Annotated in this window: 17 protein-coding genes; 9 read left to right on the top strand and 8 right to left on the bottom strand. The window is 68.4% G+C overall.

Annotated features, from left to right (window positions below; all coding sequences use genetic code 11):
- The first annotated feature begins 51 nt into the window (after positions 1–51).
- Complete coding sequence (locus tag L324_RS20680; protein ID WP_037310919.1) at positions 52–1,008, top strand: helix-turn-helix domain-containing protein; 957 nt, start codon at positions 52–54, stop codon at positions 1,006–1,008.
- Between the two features lie 190 nt (positions 1,009–1,198).
- Entirely contained in the window at positions 1,199–1,948 is a 750-nt protein-coding gene (locus L324_RS20675; protein ID WP_037310917.1) for an SDR family NAD(P)-dependent oxidoreductase, read from the top strand.
- 9 nt (positions 1,949–1,957) lie between these two features.
- Here the strand turns inward: L324_RS20675 and L324_RS20670 are convergent, their stop codons facing one another.
- The 4 genes from L324_RS20670 to L324_RS41005 are packed head-to-tail and all read right to left on the bottom strand — an operon-like array spanning position 1,958 to position 5,449.
- Complete coding sequence (locus tag L324_RS20670; RefSeq protein ID WP_037310914.1) at positions 1,958–2,962, bottom strand: methyltransferase; 1,005 nt, start codon at positions 2,960–2,962, stop codon at positions 1,958–1,960.
- The gene (locus L324_RS20665) at positions 2,959–3,609 is read right to left on the bottom strand and encodes a DUF6875 domain-containing protein (RefSeq protein WP_051174004.1); all 651 of its coding nucleotides are present in this window, start codon (positions 3,607–3,609) and stop codon (positions 2,959–2,961) included. The genes L324_RS20670 and L324_RS20665 overlap by 4 nt, the downstream gene beginning before the upstream one ends.
- Positions 3,609–4,814, bottom strand: a complete 1,206-nt coding sequence (locus tag L324_RS20660; RefSeq protein ID WP_037310911.1) for a cytochrome P450 family protein — start codon at positions 4,812–4,814, stop codon at positions 3,609–3,611. The genes L324_RS20665 and L324_RS20660 overlap by 1 nt, the downstream gene beginning before the upstream one ends.
- Before the next feature lie 2 nt (positions 4,815–4,816).
- Entirely contained in the window at positions 4,817–5,449 is a 633-nt protein-coding gene (locus L324_RS41005) for a class I SAM-dependent methyltransferase (protein ID WP_152546937.1), read from the bottom strand.
- Positions 5,450–5,685: 236 nt separating this feature from the next.
- On the opposite strand from L324_RS41005, the gene L324_RS41000 reads away from it, so the two are divergent.
- The 4 genes from L324_RS41000 (at position 5,686) to L324_RS20635 (ending at position 9,412) form a co-directional block, all read left to right on the top strand.
- Positions 5,686–7,125, top strand: coding sequence for a hypothetical protein (locus L324_RS41000; RefSeq protein ID WP_152546936.1), 1,440 nt, complete (start codon positions 5,686–5,688; stop codon positions 7,123–7,125).
- A 10-nt stretch (positions 7,126–7,135) separates the two neighbouring features.
- Positions 7,136–8,602 (top strand): hypothetical protein, encoded by a 1,467-nt coding sequence (locus L324_RS40995; RefSeq protein WP_051174001.1) that lies wholly within the window; start codon positions 7,136–7,138, stop codon positions 8,600–8,602.
- Between the two features lie 177 nt (positions 8,603–8,779).
- Positions 8,780–9,148 (top strand): hypothetical protein, encoded by a 369-nt coding sequence (locus L324_RS20640; protein ID WP_037310908.1) that lies wholly within the window; start codon positions 8,780–8,782, stop codon positions 9,146–9,148.
- A 75-nt stretch (positions 9,149–9,223) separates the two neighbouring features.
- Positions 9,224–9,412 (top strand): hypothetical protein, encoded by a 189-nt coding sequence (locus tag L324_RS20635; RefSeq protein ID WP_037310906.1) that lies wholly within the window; start codon positions 9,224–9,226, stop codon positions 9,410–9,412.
- 90 nt (positions 9,413–9,502) lie between these two features.
- Here the strand turns inward: L324_RS20635 and L324_RS20630 are convergent, their stop codons facing one another.
- Positions 9,503–10,459 carry a GlxA family transcriptional regulator gene (locus L324_RS20630; protein WP_037310903.1) on the bottom strand — a complete coding sequence of 319 codons (957 nt, stop codon included), beginning with the start codon at positions 10,457–10,459 and terminating at the stop codon, positions 9,503–9,505.
- 86 nt (positions 10,460–10,545) lie between these two features.
- Between L324_RS20630 and L324_RS43110 the strand changes: the two genes are divergently transcribed.
- From L324_RS43110 to L324_RS20620, 3 genes are all read left to right on the top strand, one after another.
- Positions 10,546–10,689 carry a hypothetical protein gene (locus L324_RS43110; protein ID WP_162835872.1) on the top strand — a complete coding sequence of 48 codons (144 nt, stop codon included), beginning with the start codon at positions 10,546–10,548 and terminating at the stop codon, positions 10,687–10,689.
- Between the two features lie 27 nt (positions 10,690–10,716).
- On the top strand, positions 10,717–11,499 hold the full coding sequence (locus L324_RS20625; RefSeq protein ID WP_152546935.1) for a hypothetical protein: 783 nt from the start codon (positions 10,717–10,719) through the stop codon (positions 11,497–11,499).
- 200 nt (positions 11,500–11,699) lie between these two features.
- Entirely contained in the window at positions 11,700–13,445 is a 1,746-nt protein-coding gene (locus L324_RS20620; RefSeq protein ID WP_037310900.1) for a BCCT family transporter, read from the top strand.
- Between the two features lie 410 nt (positions 13,446–13,855).
- Here the strand turns inward: L324_RS20620 and L324_RS20615 are convergent, their stop codons facing one another.
- From L324_RS20615 to L324_RS20605, 3 genes are read right to left on the bottom strand one after another with little or no spacing between them, the layout of a single operon-like run.
- The gene (locus L324_RS20615) at positions 13,856–14,221 is read right to left on the bottom strand and encodes a DoxX family protein (RefSeq protein ID WP_037310898.1); all 366 of its coding nucleotides are present in this window, start codon (positions 14,219–14,221) and stop codon (positions 13,856–13,858) included.
- Positions 14,221–14,697, bottom strand: a complete 477-nt coding sequence (locus tag L324_RS20610; RefSeq protein ID WP_037310896.1) for a carboxymuconolactone decarboxylase family protein — start codon at positions 14,695–14,697, stop codon at positions 14,221–14,223. Before L324_RS20610 ends, L324_RS20615 begins: the two co-directional genes overlap by 1 nt.
- A 29-nt stretch (positions 14,698–14,726) precedes the next feature.
- Positions 14,727–15,590, bottom strand: a complete 864-nt coding sequence (locus tag L324_RS20605; RefSeq protein ID WP_037310894.1) for a sigma-70 family RNA polymerase sigma factor — start codon at positions 15,588–15,590, stop codon at positions 14,727–14,729.
- Positions 15,591–15,634 lie beyond the last annotated feature (44 nt).

Genomic DNA, 15,634 nt, shown 5'->3' with positions numbered 1-15,634 from the left:
TCACCTAAATGCGGGCTCCCAAGCACCGGTGAACCGGTGTACGCAGGGGCGATGCCGGTTCCACAGCACTGGGCGTTCCAGACAACCGACTGCGACAGCGCCGGCGACTACCTCGTGAAGATGTACGGCCCCAGTGTGCGGATGACCGGCCGCAGGAAGGGCTATTCCTTCCGCCACTCCAGGCTGACCGCCGGTTCCTTCGCCATCGACTACAGCTCGCAGACCGACGAGATCGTCTACCGCGTCGGCCCGCTGCCCGCGATGCTGGTCGGCCGTCCCCGCACCATGGTGATGGACTACCACCGCGGTGGTACCGATTACCACTTCGGCCCCGGCGACGTCTTCCTCGCCTCCTCGGCCCCCGACGGCGAGCCCTTCGGGGCGCACTGGGCCGACGGCGTCATGCAGGCCGTCACCCTTCCGTTCCCGCTGCTGACGCGGATCACCGAGGCCGAGCGGATCCGGTTCATCGACCTGCGCCCGGTGACCCCGGCCGCCGCGCGGCATCTGACCGCCACCATCGATTACGTCACCGAGGCCCTGCGGACGGTTCCGCCGCTCGCGGGCACCTCCCTGGTCGTGGCCGGTGCCGAGTCGATGCTCGCCGCCGCGGTGCTGACCGCGTTCCCGAACACCGCGGTCGGCGATTCCGCGGACGGGGACCGCCGGGACGCCCATCCGCGGACGGTGCGCCGGGCGGTCGCCTTCATCGAGTCCGACGCCCACCGGGAGATCACCGTCGCCGACATCGCCGCCGCCGCGCACGTCACCATCCGGGCACTGCAGTACGCCTTTCGCCGTCATCTCGGCGCCACCCCGACCGAACACCTCCGCCGGGTCCGCCTCGACCACGCGCATCGCGAACTGCTGGCCGCCGATCCCACGACCGGGCTCACCGTCACCGAGGTCGCCGCCCGCTGGGGATTCCTCCATCCGGGCCGGTTCGCGCACTACTATCGAGCCGCCTACGGCCGGTCACCACTGCGGACACTGCACGACGGCGAATGACCCGCGAGCGGGCTCCGGAGCAGCGAAAACCGCTTCGGAGCCCGCTTCCCAAGGCCAGGGAACGGGGTCCGGGTGCACCTTGCCAGGGGAGCCTTCCGGCCTGATCAAGAGTGCCCCCCGAAACCGGGAGGCGCAGCACCCCAGACGAACCCCGCCGTCCGCGAAACGAAACGCGCCCGAAAGGACCTCGATGCTCGACCTCACCGGCACGACCACCCTCGTCACCGGGGCCAGCGGCGGTATCGGCCGGGGCCTCGCCCTGCGTTTCGCCGAGGCGGGCAGCGCCGTCGCCGTGCACTACCACCGCGACGAGGCGTCGGCGGGCGCGCTCGTCGAACGGATCGAGGCGGCGGGAGGCACCGCCGCCGCGTTCGCCGCCGACCTTTCCGCTGACGACGGCTGCCGACGGCTCGTGGCCGACGCCGCGGCCTGGACCGGACGGCTGGACACGCTGGTCAACAACGCCGGCGTGCAGCCGGTCGAGCCGCTGCCGGGGATGTCGGTGACGAGCTGGCGCGCCGTCCTCGACACGAACCTGACCAGCGCGTTCTCCTGCACTCAGGCGGCGGCCGAGGTGATGACCGGCGGCAGCGTCGTCCACATCGCCTCCATCGAGGCCGCCCAGCCCGCGCCCGGGCACGCGCATTACAGCAGCGCCAAGGCCGCCCTGGTCATGCACGCCCGTGCCGCCGCGCTCGAATACGGGCCGAGGGGGATCCGCGTCAACGCCGTCTCCCCCGGCCTCATCGACCGTCCGGGCCTCGGCGACGACTGGCCGGACGGCGTCCGCCGCTGGGAACAGGCCGCGCCGCTGGGCAGGCTCGGCACTCCCGCCGACGTCGCGAACGCCTGCGTCTTCCTCGCCTCACCGCTCGCGGCGTGGATCACGGGGCACACCCTGACCGTGGACGGCGGCGTGTCCACGCGCCCCACCTGGTGATCACGCCGTTCAGCGATCCGCCTCGATGACCGCGACCGCGGTGGGCAGCCGATGGATCCGCCGCACCGTGAAGCCCGCTTTCCCGAGCAGGTCACCGAATTCGCGGCCGGAGCGTTCCTCACCGCCCAGCACGGTCATCATGTAGAGGTCCATGAGCGCCGCGAACCGCGCGTCCTCGCCGGTCCCGCCCTCCTCGACCACCCGCTCGATGATCATCAGCCGCGCCGCCCTCGGCATCGCGCGGCGGCAGACCCGCAGCAGTTCGACGCCGCGTTCGTCGTCCCAGTCGTGCAGGATCTGGCGCAGCACATAGAGATCGCCACCGCCGGGCACCTCGGCGAAGAAGTCCCCGCCGAGGGTGGTGCACCGTGCCGCCAGCCCGGCGCTCCGCATCCGCGCACTCGCCGTCGCGGCGACCTTCGGGCTGTCCAGCAGGACCCCTTCGGCGCCCGGGTTCTCGCTCAGCAACCGGGCGAGCAGTGCCCCGTCGCCACCGCCGACGTCCACGATCCGGCGGAATCCCGAGAAGTCGACCTGCGCGGTCAGCTGGTCGATCTCGAGTTCCTGGTCGTGCGTCTGCGAGCGGTCGAACAGGGTCCGCAGCCGCTGATCGCGGCCGAGATGGGTGAAGAAGTCCACCCCCACCTGCCGGTCGAACGCGGGCGCGCCGGTGCGCACGGTCTCCGCCATCCCCGTCCACGCGACGCCGATCTCCCCCGCCGCGAGCAAGGCCGTCGGCAGGGCGGAGCCGGGGGCGCCGGTGCGCAGCGCGGCGCCGAGCGGGGCGAGTTCGTACGCGCCGTCGTCGCGAGCGGTGTAGAGCCCGAACGCGGCGAGTGCCCGCATCAGCTGCGCGAGCCGCCTCGGATCGGCACCCGCCTGCCCGGCCAGTTCGGAGACCGACAGCGGTCCGGCGGCGAGCCGGTCGGAAAGCCCGAATTCGGCCGCCGTGCACACGGCACGGGAGAGCAACTGGCCGAAGACCATCTGCCGGAGCTGGACACTCTCGGTCATTTCCCGCCTCCATAACGGTTCCAGGCCCGGTGGTACAGCTCGCTGATCAGGGGATCGGTGCGCGATCGCCTGGCGTGCAAGGCGAACCGCGCCGCGTACTTCCGAAACCAGCCCCGCTCCACGTGCAGGAACAACGCGTCGTGCGGGGCCATATGCCGGATGGCGTAGAGCGCGATCGGCGAACGCGACACCGGGAACCGCGGATTGCGGACGGCGACCTCCGCGCAGGCCGGGTGGAACTGGCCGATCATCAGCCCTTCCCCGACGGCCAGATCCTTGAGCCCGCCATAGCTTTCGTCGATCCGCCGCCAGCCCTCCTCGACCGCGTCGGGGAGCACCACCAGCACGCTGTCGAGCGAGATCCCCGACTGCTTCGGTGGCTCAGTCAGCCGTTTGAACTCCCGCAGCTCCGCGGTGACGAGTTCGCGCAGCTCGTCGGCGTCGCACGCGTCGACGCCGTAATGGAAGCTGAGCCGGATCGCACCCGCCTTCAGCGCGCCGGGCACGAACGGGCAGACCGGGCCGGGCCTGCCGATGTGCTCCGAAGGCGCGCTCACGTAGTCGCGCAACCAGTCGAGCACCGTCGACATGTCGATATCGAGCCGATCGCCGCGGGGACGCTCCGGGGCGACCGCGATCTCCGGCATCACCTCGGCTCCACCCGGTAGCTGACCGGCAGTTCGGCCGGACCGCGGAAATGCATGCCGGGGCGCCATTTCAGGTCGTCCGGGTGCACGGCCAGGCTCAGTTCGCCGTAGCGGGCCAGCAGCCTGCCGATCGCGATCTCGCCCTCCAGGCGGGCCAGCGCCGACCCGATGCAGGTGTGCACACCGTGTCCGAAGGCGAGGTGCTTGGACGCGGACCGGCGGATGTCGAAACTGTCGCCGTCCGGGACGTGCGCCGAATCGTGCCCGGCCGACCCGAGCCCGAGGAAGACGATGCCGCCCGCGGGGATCGGCACGCCGCCGATTTCGATGTCTTCGACGGCGAACCGCATACTCGCGTTCATCGCCGGGCCGTCGAACCGCAGCACCTCTTCGATCGCCGACGGCAGCCGTTCCGGCTCGGCGCGCAGCAGCGCGAGCTGCTCGGGATGGCCCAGCAGGTGGTAGACGGTCGCGCCGATGAGGCTGATGCTGGTCTCCTGGCCGCCGAGCAGCAGCAGGAACACCATCGCGACCAGCTCGTCGTCGGAGAGGGCGTCACCTTCGTCCCGGGCCACGATGAGGTCGGAGAGCAGATCCTCGCCCGGCGTCACGCGTTTGTCCGCGATCAGGGCCTGGGTGTACTCCTTCAGCGACTTGGTCGAGGTCTCGAAGTCCTCACTGCCGGTCGACTGCTCGTCGGATCCGAGCACCGACCACGCGCGGAACGCCTCCCAGTCGCGCTGTGGCACGCCGAGCAGTTCGTAGATCACCGTGATCGGCAGCAGGCCGAGCGTGTCGATCAGATCCGTGGTGCCCTCGTCGCCCATCTCGTCCAGCAGTTCGTCGGCCAACTGCGTGATGTGCGGCCGCAGCGACTGGACGCGGCGCGCGGTGAACGCCTTCGACGCGAGCCGCCGCAGCCGGGTGTGCCGGGGCGGGTCACTGGCGAGCATGTTCTTGGTGAGCACGTCGCGCACGTGGTGGCCCGGCAGGGCGTCCGGCGGCAGGAACCGCTCCAGATCCTTGGCCAGCCGCGGATCCGCGAGCCACGCGCGGACGTCGTCGTGCCGCGAGACCAGCCACGCCGGCATGCCCTGCGGCAGCAGGAACCGGTGCACCGGATCGTGCTCGCGGAGCCAGGCGTAGGTCGGATAAGGATCACGGATGAACTCGGGACCGAACAGTTCCTTCGGTTGAACGGACACGGTTACCCCCCTTTGCGCGGCACGCGGCCGCTGATGATCGTGTACAGGCCCGCCCAGATGACCCGGGTCCGGACGTCTTCGAGATGTTCGTGCGCCAGCCGCTCGATCTCCCTGGCCCGGCCGAGATCAGAGCCGACGAGCGGCGCCCGGAAGCGCGCGTAGGCGTTGATGGCCGGGTGATACCAGCGGCCTCGCGCCGGGATCCCGTCGGCGATCACGACACTGCCGCCGGGGCGCAGATAGCCGAGCGTGTGATGGAACGTGGCGGCCGGTTCGGCGGCGCTGAGACTGAGCGCGAAGACCGCGGCGTCGGCCTCGGTGCCCGGGTCGAACTCGGTCATGTCCGCGCAGTGCAGTTCGACGTTCTTCCAGCCACCGTGGGAAACCCGCTGCCGCGCGCGGTCCAGCATCGGTTCGGTCATGTCGATCCCGATCACCCGGCCCGACGGGCCGACGCGCTCACGCAGCATCGCGAGCATCAGCCCGGTCCCGCAGCCGACGTCCACCACCGTGCCGCCGTCGGACACCGCGACCGTCCGCGCGACGATTTCGTGGATCTTCGGACCGGCCCCGAATGAGAAGAACGGAAATGCCTTGTCATAGATCGCAGCGGCATGCCGGTAACGTGGATGCATGGTGCCGAACATTAATCGGGCACACTTCCGGCGGTCATCCTCTCACGTGCGGGAGGCCCACTCGAAACCGGCGCACCTGCGAAGATGCAGCCCCGTCTTCGCCGCCCGGAGAATTGTCACCAAGTCAGGCAAGCCCTGCATCTGGCGGGGGGAGATGAGGTGGTCTTGTGGAGAACGTCCTGAAACTGGTGGCGAAACGTCAGGAAGATCTCGATCGACACCCATTGTTCGAATGGATGAACTCGGCCGAAACGCCGGTTCCGGATCCGTTGCTGATCATGCCGGCCATGGCGACGTTTTCGATGGGATTCCGCGACGTGAACAAGTGGGTGTTCCGGTATCCGAAGGCGGCGAACGATCTGGAACGCGGGATCAACATCCACTCCTTCGAGGACCAGACCCACTCGCGGCTGTTCCTTGAGGACTGGAAGCTGTTGGGATTGAACGAGAAACTCGGCTGGACGGCCAGTGACACACTGTGGTGGCTGTTCCTGTCCGAGGCGAACGAGGTCGCCCGCGGGCACGGGGTGTACTTCCTGTCGATGGCCATCGCCGATACCAAGGATCCGCTCCTGCGGTTCGCCCAGTCGGAAATGATGGAAGCACTGGGCTCGGTCTTCTTCAAGCACGCGTCGAAGATCGCCATCGGCTTCACCGAGCGCACCGGAATCGAACTCCCGTACATGGGGCCGTTCCACCTCGCCCTCGAATCCGGACATATGGACTGTGAAGATCTCTTCGTCGAGCAGAAACTGGACGACGAACGGCTCGCACAGGCACTGAAACTGGCGGACACGATTTACGAGATCTTCTCCGACCAGCTCGACATGTGGATGATCTACGCGGAAAAGTACATCTCCACCGGAACTCCTCCGCGTCCCGGTCTCCGGCCGACGATCAATCGTGCCGCCGCGGGCCTGCCGGGGCTGCGGCCGGGCACCGGCGGCGTCGTGCACGCCAGCCAGGAGCCGCTGCAGAAACTGCTGACCGAACGCCGGAAGCGCAGTGAGGCGCACCCGTTCTATTCCTGGCTCGAGAACCGGGGCGACCGGATCACGGCCCTGCAGGCGCTGCGGCGGTTCATCCCGATGTGGGCGATGGACGTCATGGGCTACCGCGACCTCAACCGGTACGCGATCCGGTATCCGGCGCCGTCGTCCGACCTGCACCGCACGGTGAACGCGTGGGTCGACGACCTGTCCACGCACAACACGCTCTTCCTCGACGACTGGAAGCAGCTGGGGCTGGACGAAATCCTCGGCTGGAACAGCAGCGACACCCTCGAATTCTGTTACCTGGACCCGCAGACCGACGTGCACCGGCGCAACATCGTCCGGTTCACCGAGCTGGCCGCGGGTAACGAGGACCCGCTTTCGAGGCTGTGGCTCATGCACGCGCTGGAGACCAGCGGTGAGCCGTTCTTCCGACACACCAAGGCCTTGGCGGACGAGGTCGAGGCGAACACGGACCTCCGGCTCGACTATCTCGGCGACCGCCACGAGATCGCGCACCAGCCGTCGGTCTCGCCGCTGGCGCTCGAGTTCAAGGACCGTCCGATGGACGCGGCGGGCCGTGAAATCGCCGCGGAGATGATCGAGACCGTGTTCGACGCGGCCGACGAACAGCTCGAGATCTCCCTCGACGTCGCCCTTTCGAACAAGTTCGGCATCCGGTGAGGAGCGCGACGTGAAGGACATCCTGAACTACGTCGAGGAGAAGGTCGCCGCGCTCGACGACCATCCGCTGTTCGGCTGGCTGGCCTCGGACGAGACGCCGCTCAAGGAGCGGCTGATGATCCTGCCGACGGTCGCCACGGTCGCGATGGGGTTCCGCGACGTCAACAAATGGGTGCTGCGCTACCCGAACGCGGCGAACGACCTCGAACGCGGCATCAACATCCACACCTTCGAGGATCAGACCCATTCGCGACTGTTCCTGGAGGACTGGCGGCGGCTGGGGCTGGATCGCCGTCTGGGCTGGGACGCCTCCGACACCCTGTGGTGGCTGTTCCAGGCCGAGGTCAACGAGGTCATCCGCGACAAATGCCTGTACTTCCTCTCGATCGCCGCGGCCGACGGGGGCGACCCGCTCCTGCGGTTCGCGCACGCCGAGGTCGGCGAACTGTGCGCGCGGGAGCTGTTCTTCAAGCACATCTCCGCGGTCGCCGGGCAGCTCGCGGAGCGCACCGGACTGACGATGCTGTACTTCGGCGCCCACCACATCGAGGCCGAAGGCGAGGGCGCCGAGGGCGTCTTCGAGTCCGTCGTGCTGGACGACGCGCACCGCGAACGGGCGCGTGAACTGGCCGACGTCATGATCGGGGTGTTCAGCGAGATCCTTGACGCGATCCACGGCTATGTGCTGAAACACGTCGTCACCGGGATTCCGCCGCGCCCTCGCGCGCCCGAACCCGCCGTCCACGCCGTTTCCGTCCCGGCCGGCCGGAGTGCCGTGCATCCCACGCAGGAGTCCCTGGCGGAACTGCTGCGGGAGCGCCAGGCCCGGCACGCCACGCATCCGTTCTACACGTGGATCCGTCACCGCGGCGACCGGGTGCCCGCGATCAAGGCGCTGCAACGGTTTCTGCCACTGTGGGCGATGGACGTCATGGGCTACGCGGACGTCGGGCGCAACGCCTTCCGGTACGCGGCGCCGTCGACGGGCCTGGAGCACGCCGTGAACGACTGGGTCGCCGGGCTGACCGCCCGCGCCGACGGGTTCCTCCGTGACTGGAAGGCGCTCGACCTGGACGAACTCCTCGGCTGGGACGCCGGCGACACCCTGGAGTTCTACTACCTGAGCCGGACGATGGACGTGCACCGGCACCACCGGGTCGTGCTGACGCAACTGGCCACCGGGCATCCCGATCCGATGTCGCGGCTGTGGCTGACCAAGGTCCTTTCGACCGCGACGGACGTCTTTCTCGCGGGGACCGCGGTCCTGGCCTCGGAGGTCGAGGCCGCCGGTGAGCTTCGGCTCGACTACCTGTCCGGCCGTTCCGCCGTGGCCGCTCCGGAGTTCCTCGGGGAGCCGGTCACCCCGGACCAGCGCGACGTCGTCGCGGGGATGATCGAGACGGTCTTCGGCTTCCTGGACCGGCAGCTGGACCTCTCCCTGGACGTGGCCCTGTCGAACGAGCTGCGGATTCCGTAGGTGCCCGGCCTCGTGAGTGGTAATGACGGTTAGAACCGTCATTACCACTCACGAGCCGGACCGGTCACCTGACCGAGGGACGCGCTACACCGCCGCGTCCAAGATCCTTAGCGGCTGCCCAGCGGCCCTCTCTAACGTCGATCCCGTCCCAGTAAGTGACTACAAAGGACGGTCGAGATGAACACCACCAGGAAGCTCGGACTGCTTTCCGCCCTCGTCGTGGGCGCCACCGTACTGGCCTCGGCGGCACCGGCGAACGCCGCGGAGACGGCGGTGACCGGGGACTTCGACTGCGGGATCGCCACCTGCAGCTACGTCTTCAGCAAGAAGGCGACGAACACCATCGCCAAGGACGGCCTCGCCGCGGTGGGCCTGTGCGGCGTGATCCCCACCCCCGGCAACGGCGCGTGCGCGGCGGGGTTCGCGGTCGTCGTCGTGACCGCCAAGGTGGCCAAGAGCAAGGGGAAGTGCGTGAAACTCAACGTCGCCAAGATCGCCCCGCACCCGATCTGGACCTCGGTCGACGGAAGTTCGCGCTGCCGGTGAGCGACCGGCAAAAATGACCTCGCCGAGCATCGAGATCGCGGCCAGGCTGGCTCCTCCGATCCCTTTGGAGGACTCATGGTCTCGAAGCCCCGCGTCGCGCTGGGGATGCTGGTGCTGCTCGCCCTGGCGGGCGGGTTGATCGCGCTGCTGGTCTCGCTCGACGCGGGCGCCTTCTGGATCAAGACCCTGCCGATCGCCGCGATGGTCGGCGGCGCGGTCTTGGCCCAGTCCCTGGGCCTCTTCAACAAAGCACCGAAGGACTGACCCAAGTCACGGGTGGGCCTCGTGAGTGGTAATGATGGTTAGAACCGTCATTACCACTCACGAGGTCCTTTGTGGACGGCGGGCGGTGGATCAGACGCGCTGCGGCGCGAAGGTGCGGCGGTAGTCCTGCGGGGAAACACCGACGACCTTGTGGAAATGGTGGCGCAGCAAGGCACCCGAGCCGAATCCGCAGCGGCGCGCGATCTCGTCGATGCCCATCGTCGTCGCCTCCAGCAGCGACCTCGCGTGCAGCACCCGCTGCATCGAAAGCCACCGATGCGGCGTGGTCCCCGTCTCGGCGACGAACTTGCGGGCGAAGGTGCGCTCGGACATCCGGGCATGGCGCGCCAGATCGGCGACGGGATGTTCCCGGTCGATGGTGTCGAGCATCCAGGTGAGCACCGGCTGGAGGCTGTCGCTGGTGCATTCCGGGATCGGCACCTCGACGAACTGGCGCTGTCCGCCCTCGCGCTGCGGCGGGACCACCATGCGCCGGGCGATCGCGGTGGCCGCGGCGGTGCCCAGTTCACGCCGGATCAGGTGCAGGCAGGCGTCGATGCCCGCGGCCGTTCCCGCGCTGGTGATGATGTCGCCGTCGTCGACGAAGAGGACGTCCGGGTCGAGCTGCGCCTGCGGGAACCGCGCCCGGAACGCGGCGCTCTGCCGCCAGTGGTTCGTGCACCGCCTGCCGTCGAGCAGCCCCGCGGCCCCCAGCACGAACACGCCGGTACAGACCGAAAGCAGCGTGGCTCCCCGCGCCGAAGCCGCGCGGAGCGCTTCGAGCACCGCGGGCGGGTACTCGTCACGCACGTCACAGGCGGGGACGACGACGAGGTCCACGTCCTCGGTGGCTTCGAGACCGAGTGGCGGGGTCATCGTGACCCCGTGTCCGAGGTTCAGCGGCTCTCCCGCCCGCTCCCCGCACACGCGGAAGTCGAGCAGTGGCACTCCGTCATCGGTGCGGTCGTAGCCGAACACCTCGCAGACGACGCCGAACTCGAAGGCGGCGAAGTCATCGATCAGCACCACGGCGACGCTCTTCAGCATGACCGAAGCATAGCTGGCAGGATTTTGACGCACAACGACAGAACTGCCACTTTTGGCAGGATGTCGAGCGGCGCAAACTTACTGCCATGACCGCAATCATCGTCACCCTCTCCCTCATCGCCCTCGTCACCTACCTCCTGCACCACAACCACGTGCGGCAGGGACGGCCGGACGTCGCCGGCGGCGACCCGCTCGGTCAGCCCTTCTGGCGAGGAGGTGCCACGGTTTAAGCTCCCCTCGGAACCTGGGGGGTTTGCATGGCCGGTAGACGGCGTTTTCTTCGTCCTGTCCTGTGGAGTGCGGCCGTTCTGGCCGGCGGCGGAGTGCTCTTCGCCGCCGTGCTGGCGGCCGACATTCCCTATGTGGACACCACCCCGGCGCCGACGACAGCGCCTATGGCGTCGGCGGCCACTTCGGCCGCGGCCGCGGTGGAATCCCCTTGGAGGACTCGGACCGTCGAAGCCACCGGCCTCCGCGAAGGGGCCGACGACCGCACCCTGTTGATCCAGGTGCGGATACCGGAAGGCTCGCCGGACTGTGCCCGCGACCCGCGGATCGAAGGCCTGACCGAAGAGAACGGCATCATCTACGCCGGCACCGTCATCAGCGGGCTGACCGGCGCCGATTGCCGATCGACGGCACCGACGGAGATCAGGCTCACCGCCACCTCCCCGATCGCGAACCGGACCGTGGTACTCAACAGCCAGACCACGGCGGCCTGGCACAAACTGCCCGACGGCACCTGGGGTCACTGCGGCGCGCTGGGCTGCGACCCACCCGCCGACCACTGCGCTCCGGTCCGGGTCGCGCAGACCTACGGCGAGGCCATCGACACGGACACTCGCGCCTGTGACCAGGAGTGGCTCGTCGTCGACCGCGTCAATTTCCATCGGAGCCCCTCGATCCGAGTGCTCTACCGCTGGGCACCCGAGGGCTGGCAGCCGGTGATGAACGTCGAATCCGCGGGCTGCGACGAAATCCTCGCCAAGGAACCGCGGTTCACCAGGGCTCTCTGCGAGAAACTCGGCCCGATCTCCTGACAACGGTGTCACGAGCGACACGTTCCCCGCCCGGACGGGTGGCGAGACCCGCGTTCGCCGAGGTCACGCCCACCTTCACCGGTTTAAACCTCTTCGCCCGCATTTTCTGCCGGTTACCAGTTTTCTGGTTAGGGTGCAGTGGTGCAAACGGGTTAACTCGGGCGGAAGGAGAACGCGCCGTCATCGGCGCGTGGCTGAACATGAGTTCGCAGGACGGTAAGCAAGCGGAAGAAGAGGCCGTCGCGGAGACCGCGACAGACCTCGCACACGCACCGGATACGACAGGTCCGGGGCACTCACCCGATGAGCACGTCCCCCTCGACCTCGCAGCCGAACGCCCCGCCGAAACCGACCGCACCGTTTTCGGCGTGGCGGCGGCCCTCGCGCTCGCGATCATCGTCTGGGGCGTCCTCTCGCCGGGTAGCCTCGCGAGTGTCGCGTCGACCCTGCTCAACGACGCCGTCATCCCTTACGGCGGCTGGGCTTTCGTCCTCACCGCGAGCGGTTTCGTGCTCTTCGCGGTCTGTCTGGCCATAAGCCGCTACGGCCGGATCCCGCTGGGCGGGGACAAGGAACTTCCCGAATTCCGGACGTCGTCGTGGATCGCGATGATGTTCAGCGCCGGGATGGGCATCGGCCTGATGTTCTTCGGTGTGTACGAACCGGTCTCCCACCTCGCGAGCCCGCCCCCGGGCACCGCGGCGCCGAATTCCGACGAAGCCGTCCACACCGCGATGGCGACGACGCTGTTCCACTGGACCGTGCACCCGTGGGCGATCTACGCCGTCGTCGGCCTCGCGATCGCCTACAGCACCTTCCGCAAGGGCCGCACCCAGCTGATCAGCTCGGTGTTCGCGCCGCTGATCGGCAAGCGGCGCACCGAAGGCCCGCTGGGCAAGGCGATCGACATCATGGCGATCTTCGCCACGCTGTTCGGTTCGGCCGCCTCCCTCGGCCTTGGCGCGCTGCAGGTCGGTGGCGGGATGGGCGCCGTCGGCTGGATCGACAACCCCGGCAAGGGCCTGCTGGTCGCGATCATCGCGATCCTCACCATCGCGTTCATCGCCTCGGCGGTTTCCGGGGTGGCCAAGGGAATCCAGTGGCTGTCCAACATCAACATGGTGCTCGCCGCGGTACTCGCGGTGTTCGTGCTGGTGGTCGGGCCGACCGTGCTGATCCTCAACATCGTGCCGGGCGCGATCGGCGACTACTTCCGTGAACTGGCGGAGATGTCCGGCCGTACCGGGATGACCGGCGGCGACGAGATGCAGACCTGGCTCGGCGGCTGGACGGTCTTCTATTGGGCGTGGTGGATCTCGTGGACGCCCTTCGTCGGCATGTTCATCGCGCGGATCTCCCGCGGCCGCACCATCCGCCAGTTCATCTTCGGTGTCATCGCGATCCCGAGCATCGTGAGCCTGATCTGGTTCGCGATCTTCGGCGGCGCGGCGATCAGCAGGCAGCGGGCCGGTACGGACATCGCGGGCGCGGGCAGTGCCCAGTCGGCGACGTTCGAGCTGCTCGAAACACTGCCGTGGTTCATTCCGATCGCGATCCTGGTGATGATCCTGGTGTCCATCTTCTTCGTCTCCGGTGCGGACGCGGCGTCGGTGGTGATGGGCACCTTGTCCCAGCGCGGAAGCGTGCATCCCAAGAAGAACGTCGTCATTTTCTGGGGTGTGCTGATGGGCGCCGTCGCGGCGGTGATGCTGCTGGTCGGCGGGGACAAGGCGCTGACCGGCCTGCAGAATCTGACCATCCTGATCGCGGTGCCGTTCGTGTTCGTGATGGTCGGGCTGTGCGTGTCGGTCTGGAAGGACCTGCGCAACGACCCGCTGATGAAGCAGGAGGACGCGATGATGCTGTCGCTGAAGGAACTCCACGAGGAACGCACCAACGGCGCCGGCCGCCGTCGCCTCCTCGGACGGGCGAAACAGCGCTCCTGAGCTGATCGCGCGTGAAGGCCCCCTTCCCTCGGTTGAGTCGAGGGAAGGGGGCCAAGTCGCATAGGCGCCGCTCAGGTGAGCCGAGAGTGGTGCCGTAACGGCGACTGACGCGAGGGGTGTGTGGAAATAGGGACGTTGAACGTCCCTATTTCCACACACCCCTCACTCGCGGGAACCCTCACGCGCCACCAGTCACGACATGTGACCATATGGGGTGAGAGCACGGCTCCCTGGAGACACTGAAGCCCAATGCCAGGAACTTCGAATGGGAGCGCCCGAGGCTCTCCCACTGTCCACAAAGGATCCGCGAAGACTCTGATTGTCCGATTAATGTGCGCCTGAACGATTTAGTCAGTACATGATGGCCCCCTTTCTTGCGCTAGGCGCAAGAAAGGGGGCCATCACGCGGTTCAGGCGCGCCCGAGGGCGACGAACGCGCACAACGCGAGGTAACCGAGGTCCACCAGCGCCAGCAGCGGCTCGCGGCGGCGCAGTCGCAGGACGAGCGCCCCCGCCATGACCAGCGCCAGCCCGAGGGCCGCCAGCGGCACCAGTTCCGGTGCGATGTCGAGCAAGGCCGGAAGGATCAGGCCGACCGCGCCCAGGACCTCGACCAGCCCGATGAATTTCACCGTGCCGGGGCCGAAATCCAGCACCCAGCTCGCACCGGAGGCCACTCCGGCGACCGTTTCCCTTGCCAGGAACAGTTTCCCGACGCCGGACACGAGATACATGACGGACAGCAGTCCGGCGACGATCCACAGCGCGGTGTCCATCAGTGCGCCGCGAACTGGCCCGGCGTGTAGTCGCCCGCCGGCTGCCGGGTGATGACGTTCAGCCGGTTGAAGGCGTTGATGAGCGCGATCTGCATCGTCAGGGCCAGGAGCTGTTCGTCGTCGTAGTGCTTGGCGGCGGCCTCCCACACCTCGTCGCTGACACCGGCGCTGTCGGCGATGCGGCAGCCCGCCTCGGTGAGTTCCAGCGCGGCGCGTTCGGCCTCGGTGAAGACCGTCGCCTCCCGCCAGCACGCGACCAGGTTCAACCGGACGGTGGTCTCCCCCGCCGCCGCGGCGTCCTTGGTGTGCATGTCGAGGCAGCCGGCGCAGCCGTTGATCTGGCTGGCCCGGATGTTCACCAGTTCCCTTGTCGTGGCGGGGAGTTCGCTGCCTTCGAGGGTCCTTCCCGCCGCCACGAGGTGCTTCACGAGCTTCGGCGCGAGAGCGGTCTTGAAGACTTCCAGCCTTGCCTGCATGGGATTTTCTCCTTCTCGTCGGTGTTCACTTACTTCGACGAGGGGGCCTCCAGAGAGGTAACACCCATGGCCGCGAGGCGACGTGGATCACTAACGGAGTCGATGCCGACGATGCGGCCGTCGACGATCGTGCAGCTCATCACGCCCAGCACCTTGCCTGTCCGGCTCCACGACACGACGCCGGGCTTTCCGTTGACCAGTGCGGCACGGGTGTTGACGGCGGAGCGCGCCCCGCGCTGGACCCGCGTGGCGACCTCGGCCGCGCCCAGGCGCACGACCTCCCCGTGCCGGGTCTGCGAACGCCAGGTCACGTCGGGGTCGAGCATCTCCAGCAGGCCCTCGAAGTCGCCTTCGCGCGCGGCCGCGAGGAACGCGTCGACGACGGCGCGTTGCCGCGGCTCGTCGGCCGGACGCCGTCCCTGCACCTTCCGGCGGGCGCGGCTGGCGAGCATCTTGGCCGCGTCCGCCGATTTGCCGAGGATCTCGCCGACCTCGGCGAACGGGACCGCGAACAGGTCGTGCAGCACGAACGCGAGCCGCTCGGCCGGGCCGAGGGTGTCGAGCACCACGACGAGCGCCACCCCGACCGAGTCGGCGAGCATCGCGTCCTCTTCGGGTGTGTCCTCGAGTACCAGCAGCTCGGGCGGCTCGTCGTACGAGTCCTCGGGGCGGGTCTTGCGGGAGCGGAGGACGTCGATGCAGACCCGGCCGACGACGGTGGTCAGCCAGCCGGAGAGGTTGTCGATCGTCTCGGCGTCCTGACGGGCCAGCCGCAGCCATGCCTCCTGGACGGCGTCCTCGGCGTCCGCGCGGGAGCCGAGCATCCGCTGGGCCACCGCCACCAGACGGCCGCGCTGCTCCTCGAACGCGCTGGCCAGGGCTTCGCCGGTCATGTCGTTACCTTTCTCGCGCCTGATCCGTCATGGACATGACGACC

The organism is Amycolatopsis orientalis DSM 40040 = KCTC 9412 (assembly GCF_000478275.1).
In the GTDB taxonomy this organism is placed as follows: Bacteria; Actinomycetota; Actinomycetes; order Mycobacteriales; family Pseudonocardiaceae; genus Amycolatopsis; species Amycolatopsis orientalis.
Note: the sequence above shows the minus strand (reverse complement) of the source record. Positions and strands in the feature narration are given on the sequence as shown.

What these genes read in the sequence shown, in the direction of transcription:
- L324_RS20680 (WP_037310919.1), top strand. Translation starts at nt 52, where the DNA reads ATGCCGGTTCCACAGCACTGGGCGTTCCAGACAACCGACTGCGACAGC.
- L324_RS20675 (WP_037310917.1), top strand. Translation starts at nt 1,199, where the DNA reads ATGCTCGACCTCACCGGCACGACCACCCTCGTCACCGGGGCCAGCGGC.
- L324_RS20670 (WP_037310914.1), bottom strand. Translation starts at nt 2,962, where the DNA reads ATGACCGAGAGTGTCCAGCTCCGGCAGATGGTCTTCGGCCAGTTGCTC.
- L324_RS20665 (WP_051174004.1), bottom strand. Translation starts at nt 3,609, where the DNA reads ATGCCGGAGATCGCGGTCGCCCCGGAGCGTCCCCGCGGCGATCGGCTC.
- L324_RS41005 (WP_152546937.1), bottom strand. Translation starts at nt 5,449, where the DNA reads ATGCATCCACGTTACCGGCATGCCGCTGCGATCTATGACAAGGCATTT.
- L324_RS41000 (WP_152546936.1), top strand. Translation starts at nt 5,686, where the DNA reads ATGAACTCGGCCGAAACGCCGGTTCCGGATCCGTTGCTGATCATGCCG.
- L324_RS20640 (WP_037310908.1), top strand. Translation starts at nt 8,780, where the DNA reads ATGAACACCACCAGGAAGCTCGGACTGCTTTCCGCCCTCGTCGTGGGC.
- L324_RS20635 (WP_037310906.1), top strand. Translation starts at nt 9,224, where the DNA reads ATGGTCTCGAAGCCCCGCGTCGCGCTGGGGATGCTGGTGCTGCTCGCC.
- L324_RS20630 (WP_037310903.1), bottom strand. Translation starts at nt 10,459, where the DNA reads ATGCTGAAGAGCGTCGCCGTGGTGCTGATCGATGACTTCGCCGCCTTC.
- L324_RS43110 (WP_162835872.1), top strand. Translation starts at nt 10,546, where the DNA reads ATGACCGCAATCATCGTCACCCTCTCCCTCATCGCCCTCGTCACCTAC.
- L324_RS20625 (WP_152546935.1), top strand. Translation starts at nt 10,717, where the DNA reads ATGGCCGGTAGACGGCGTTTTCTTCGTCCTGTCCTGTGGAGTGCGGCC.
- L324_RS20620 (WP_037310900.1), top strand. Translation starts at nt 11,700, where the DNA reads ATGAGTTCGCAGGACGGTAAGCAAGCGGAAGAAGAGGCCGTCGCGGAG.
- L324_RS20615 (WP_037310898.1), bottom strand. Translation starts at nt 14,221, where the DNA reads ATGGACACCGCGCTGTGGATCGTCGCCGGACTGCTGTCCGTCATGTAT.
- L324_RS20610 (WP_037310896.1), bottom strand. Translation starts at nt 14,697, where the DNA reads ATGCAGGCAAGGCTGGAAGTCTTCAAGACCGCTCTCGCGCCGAAGCTC.
- L324_RS20605 (WP_037310894.1), bottom strand. Translation starts at nt 15,590, where the DNA reads ATGACCGGCGAAGCCCTGGCCAGCGCGTTCGAGGAGCAGCGCGGCCGT.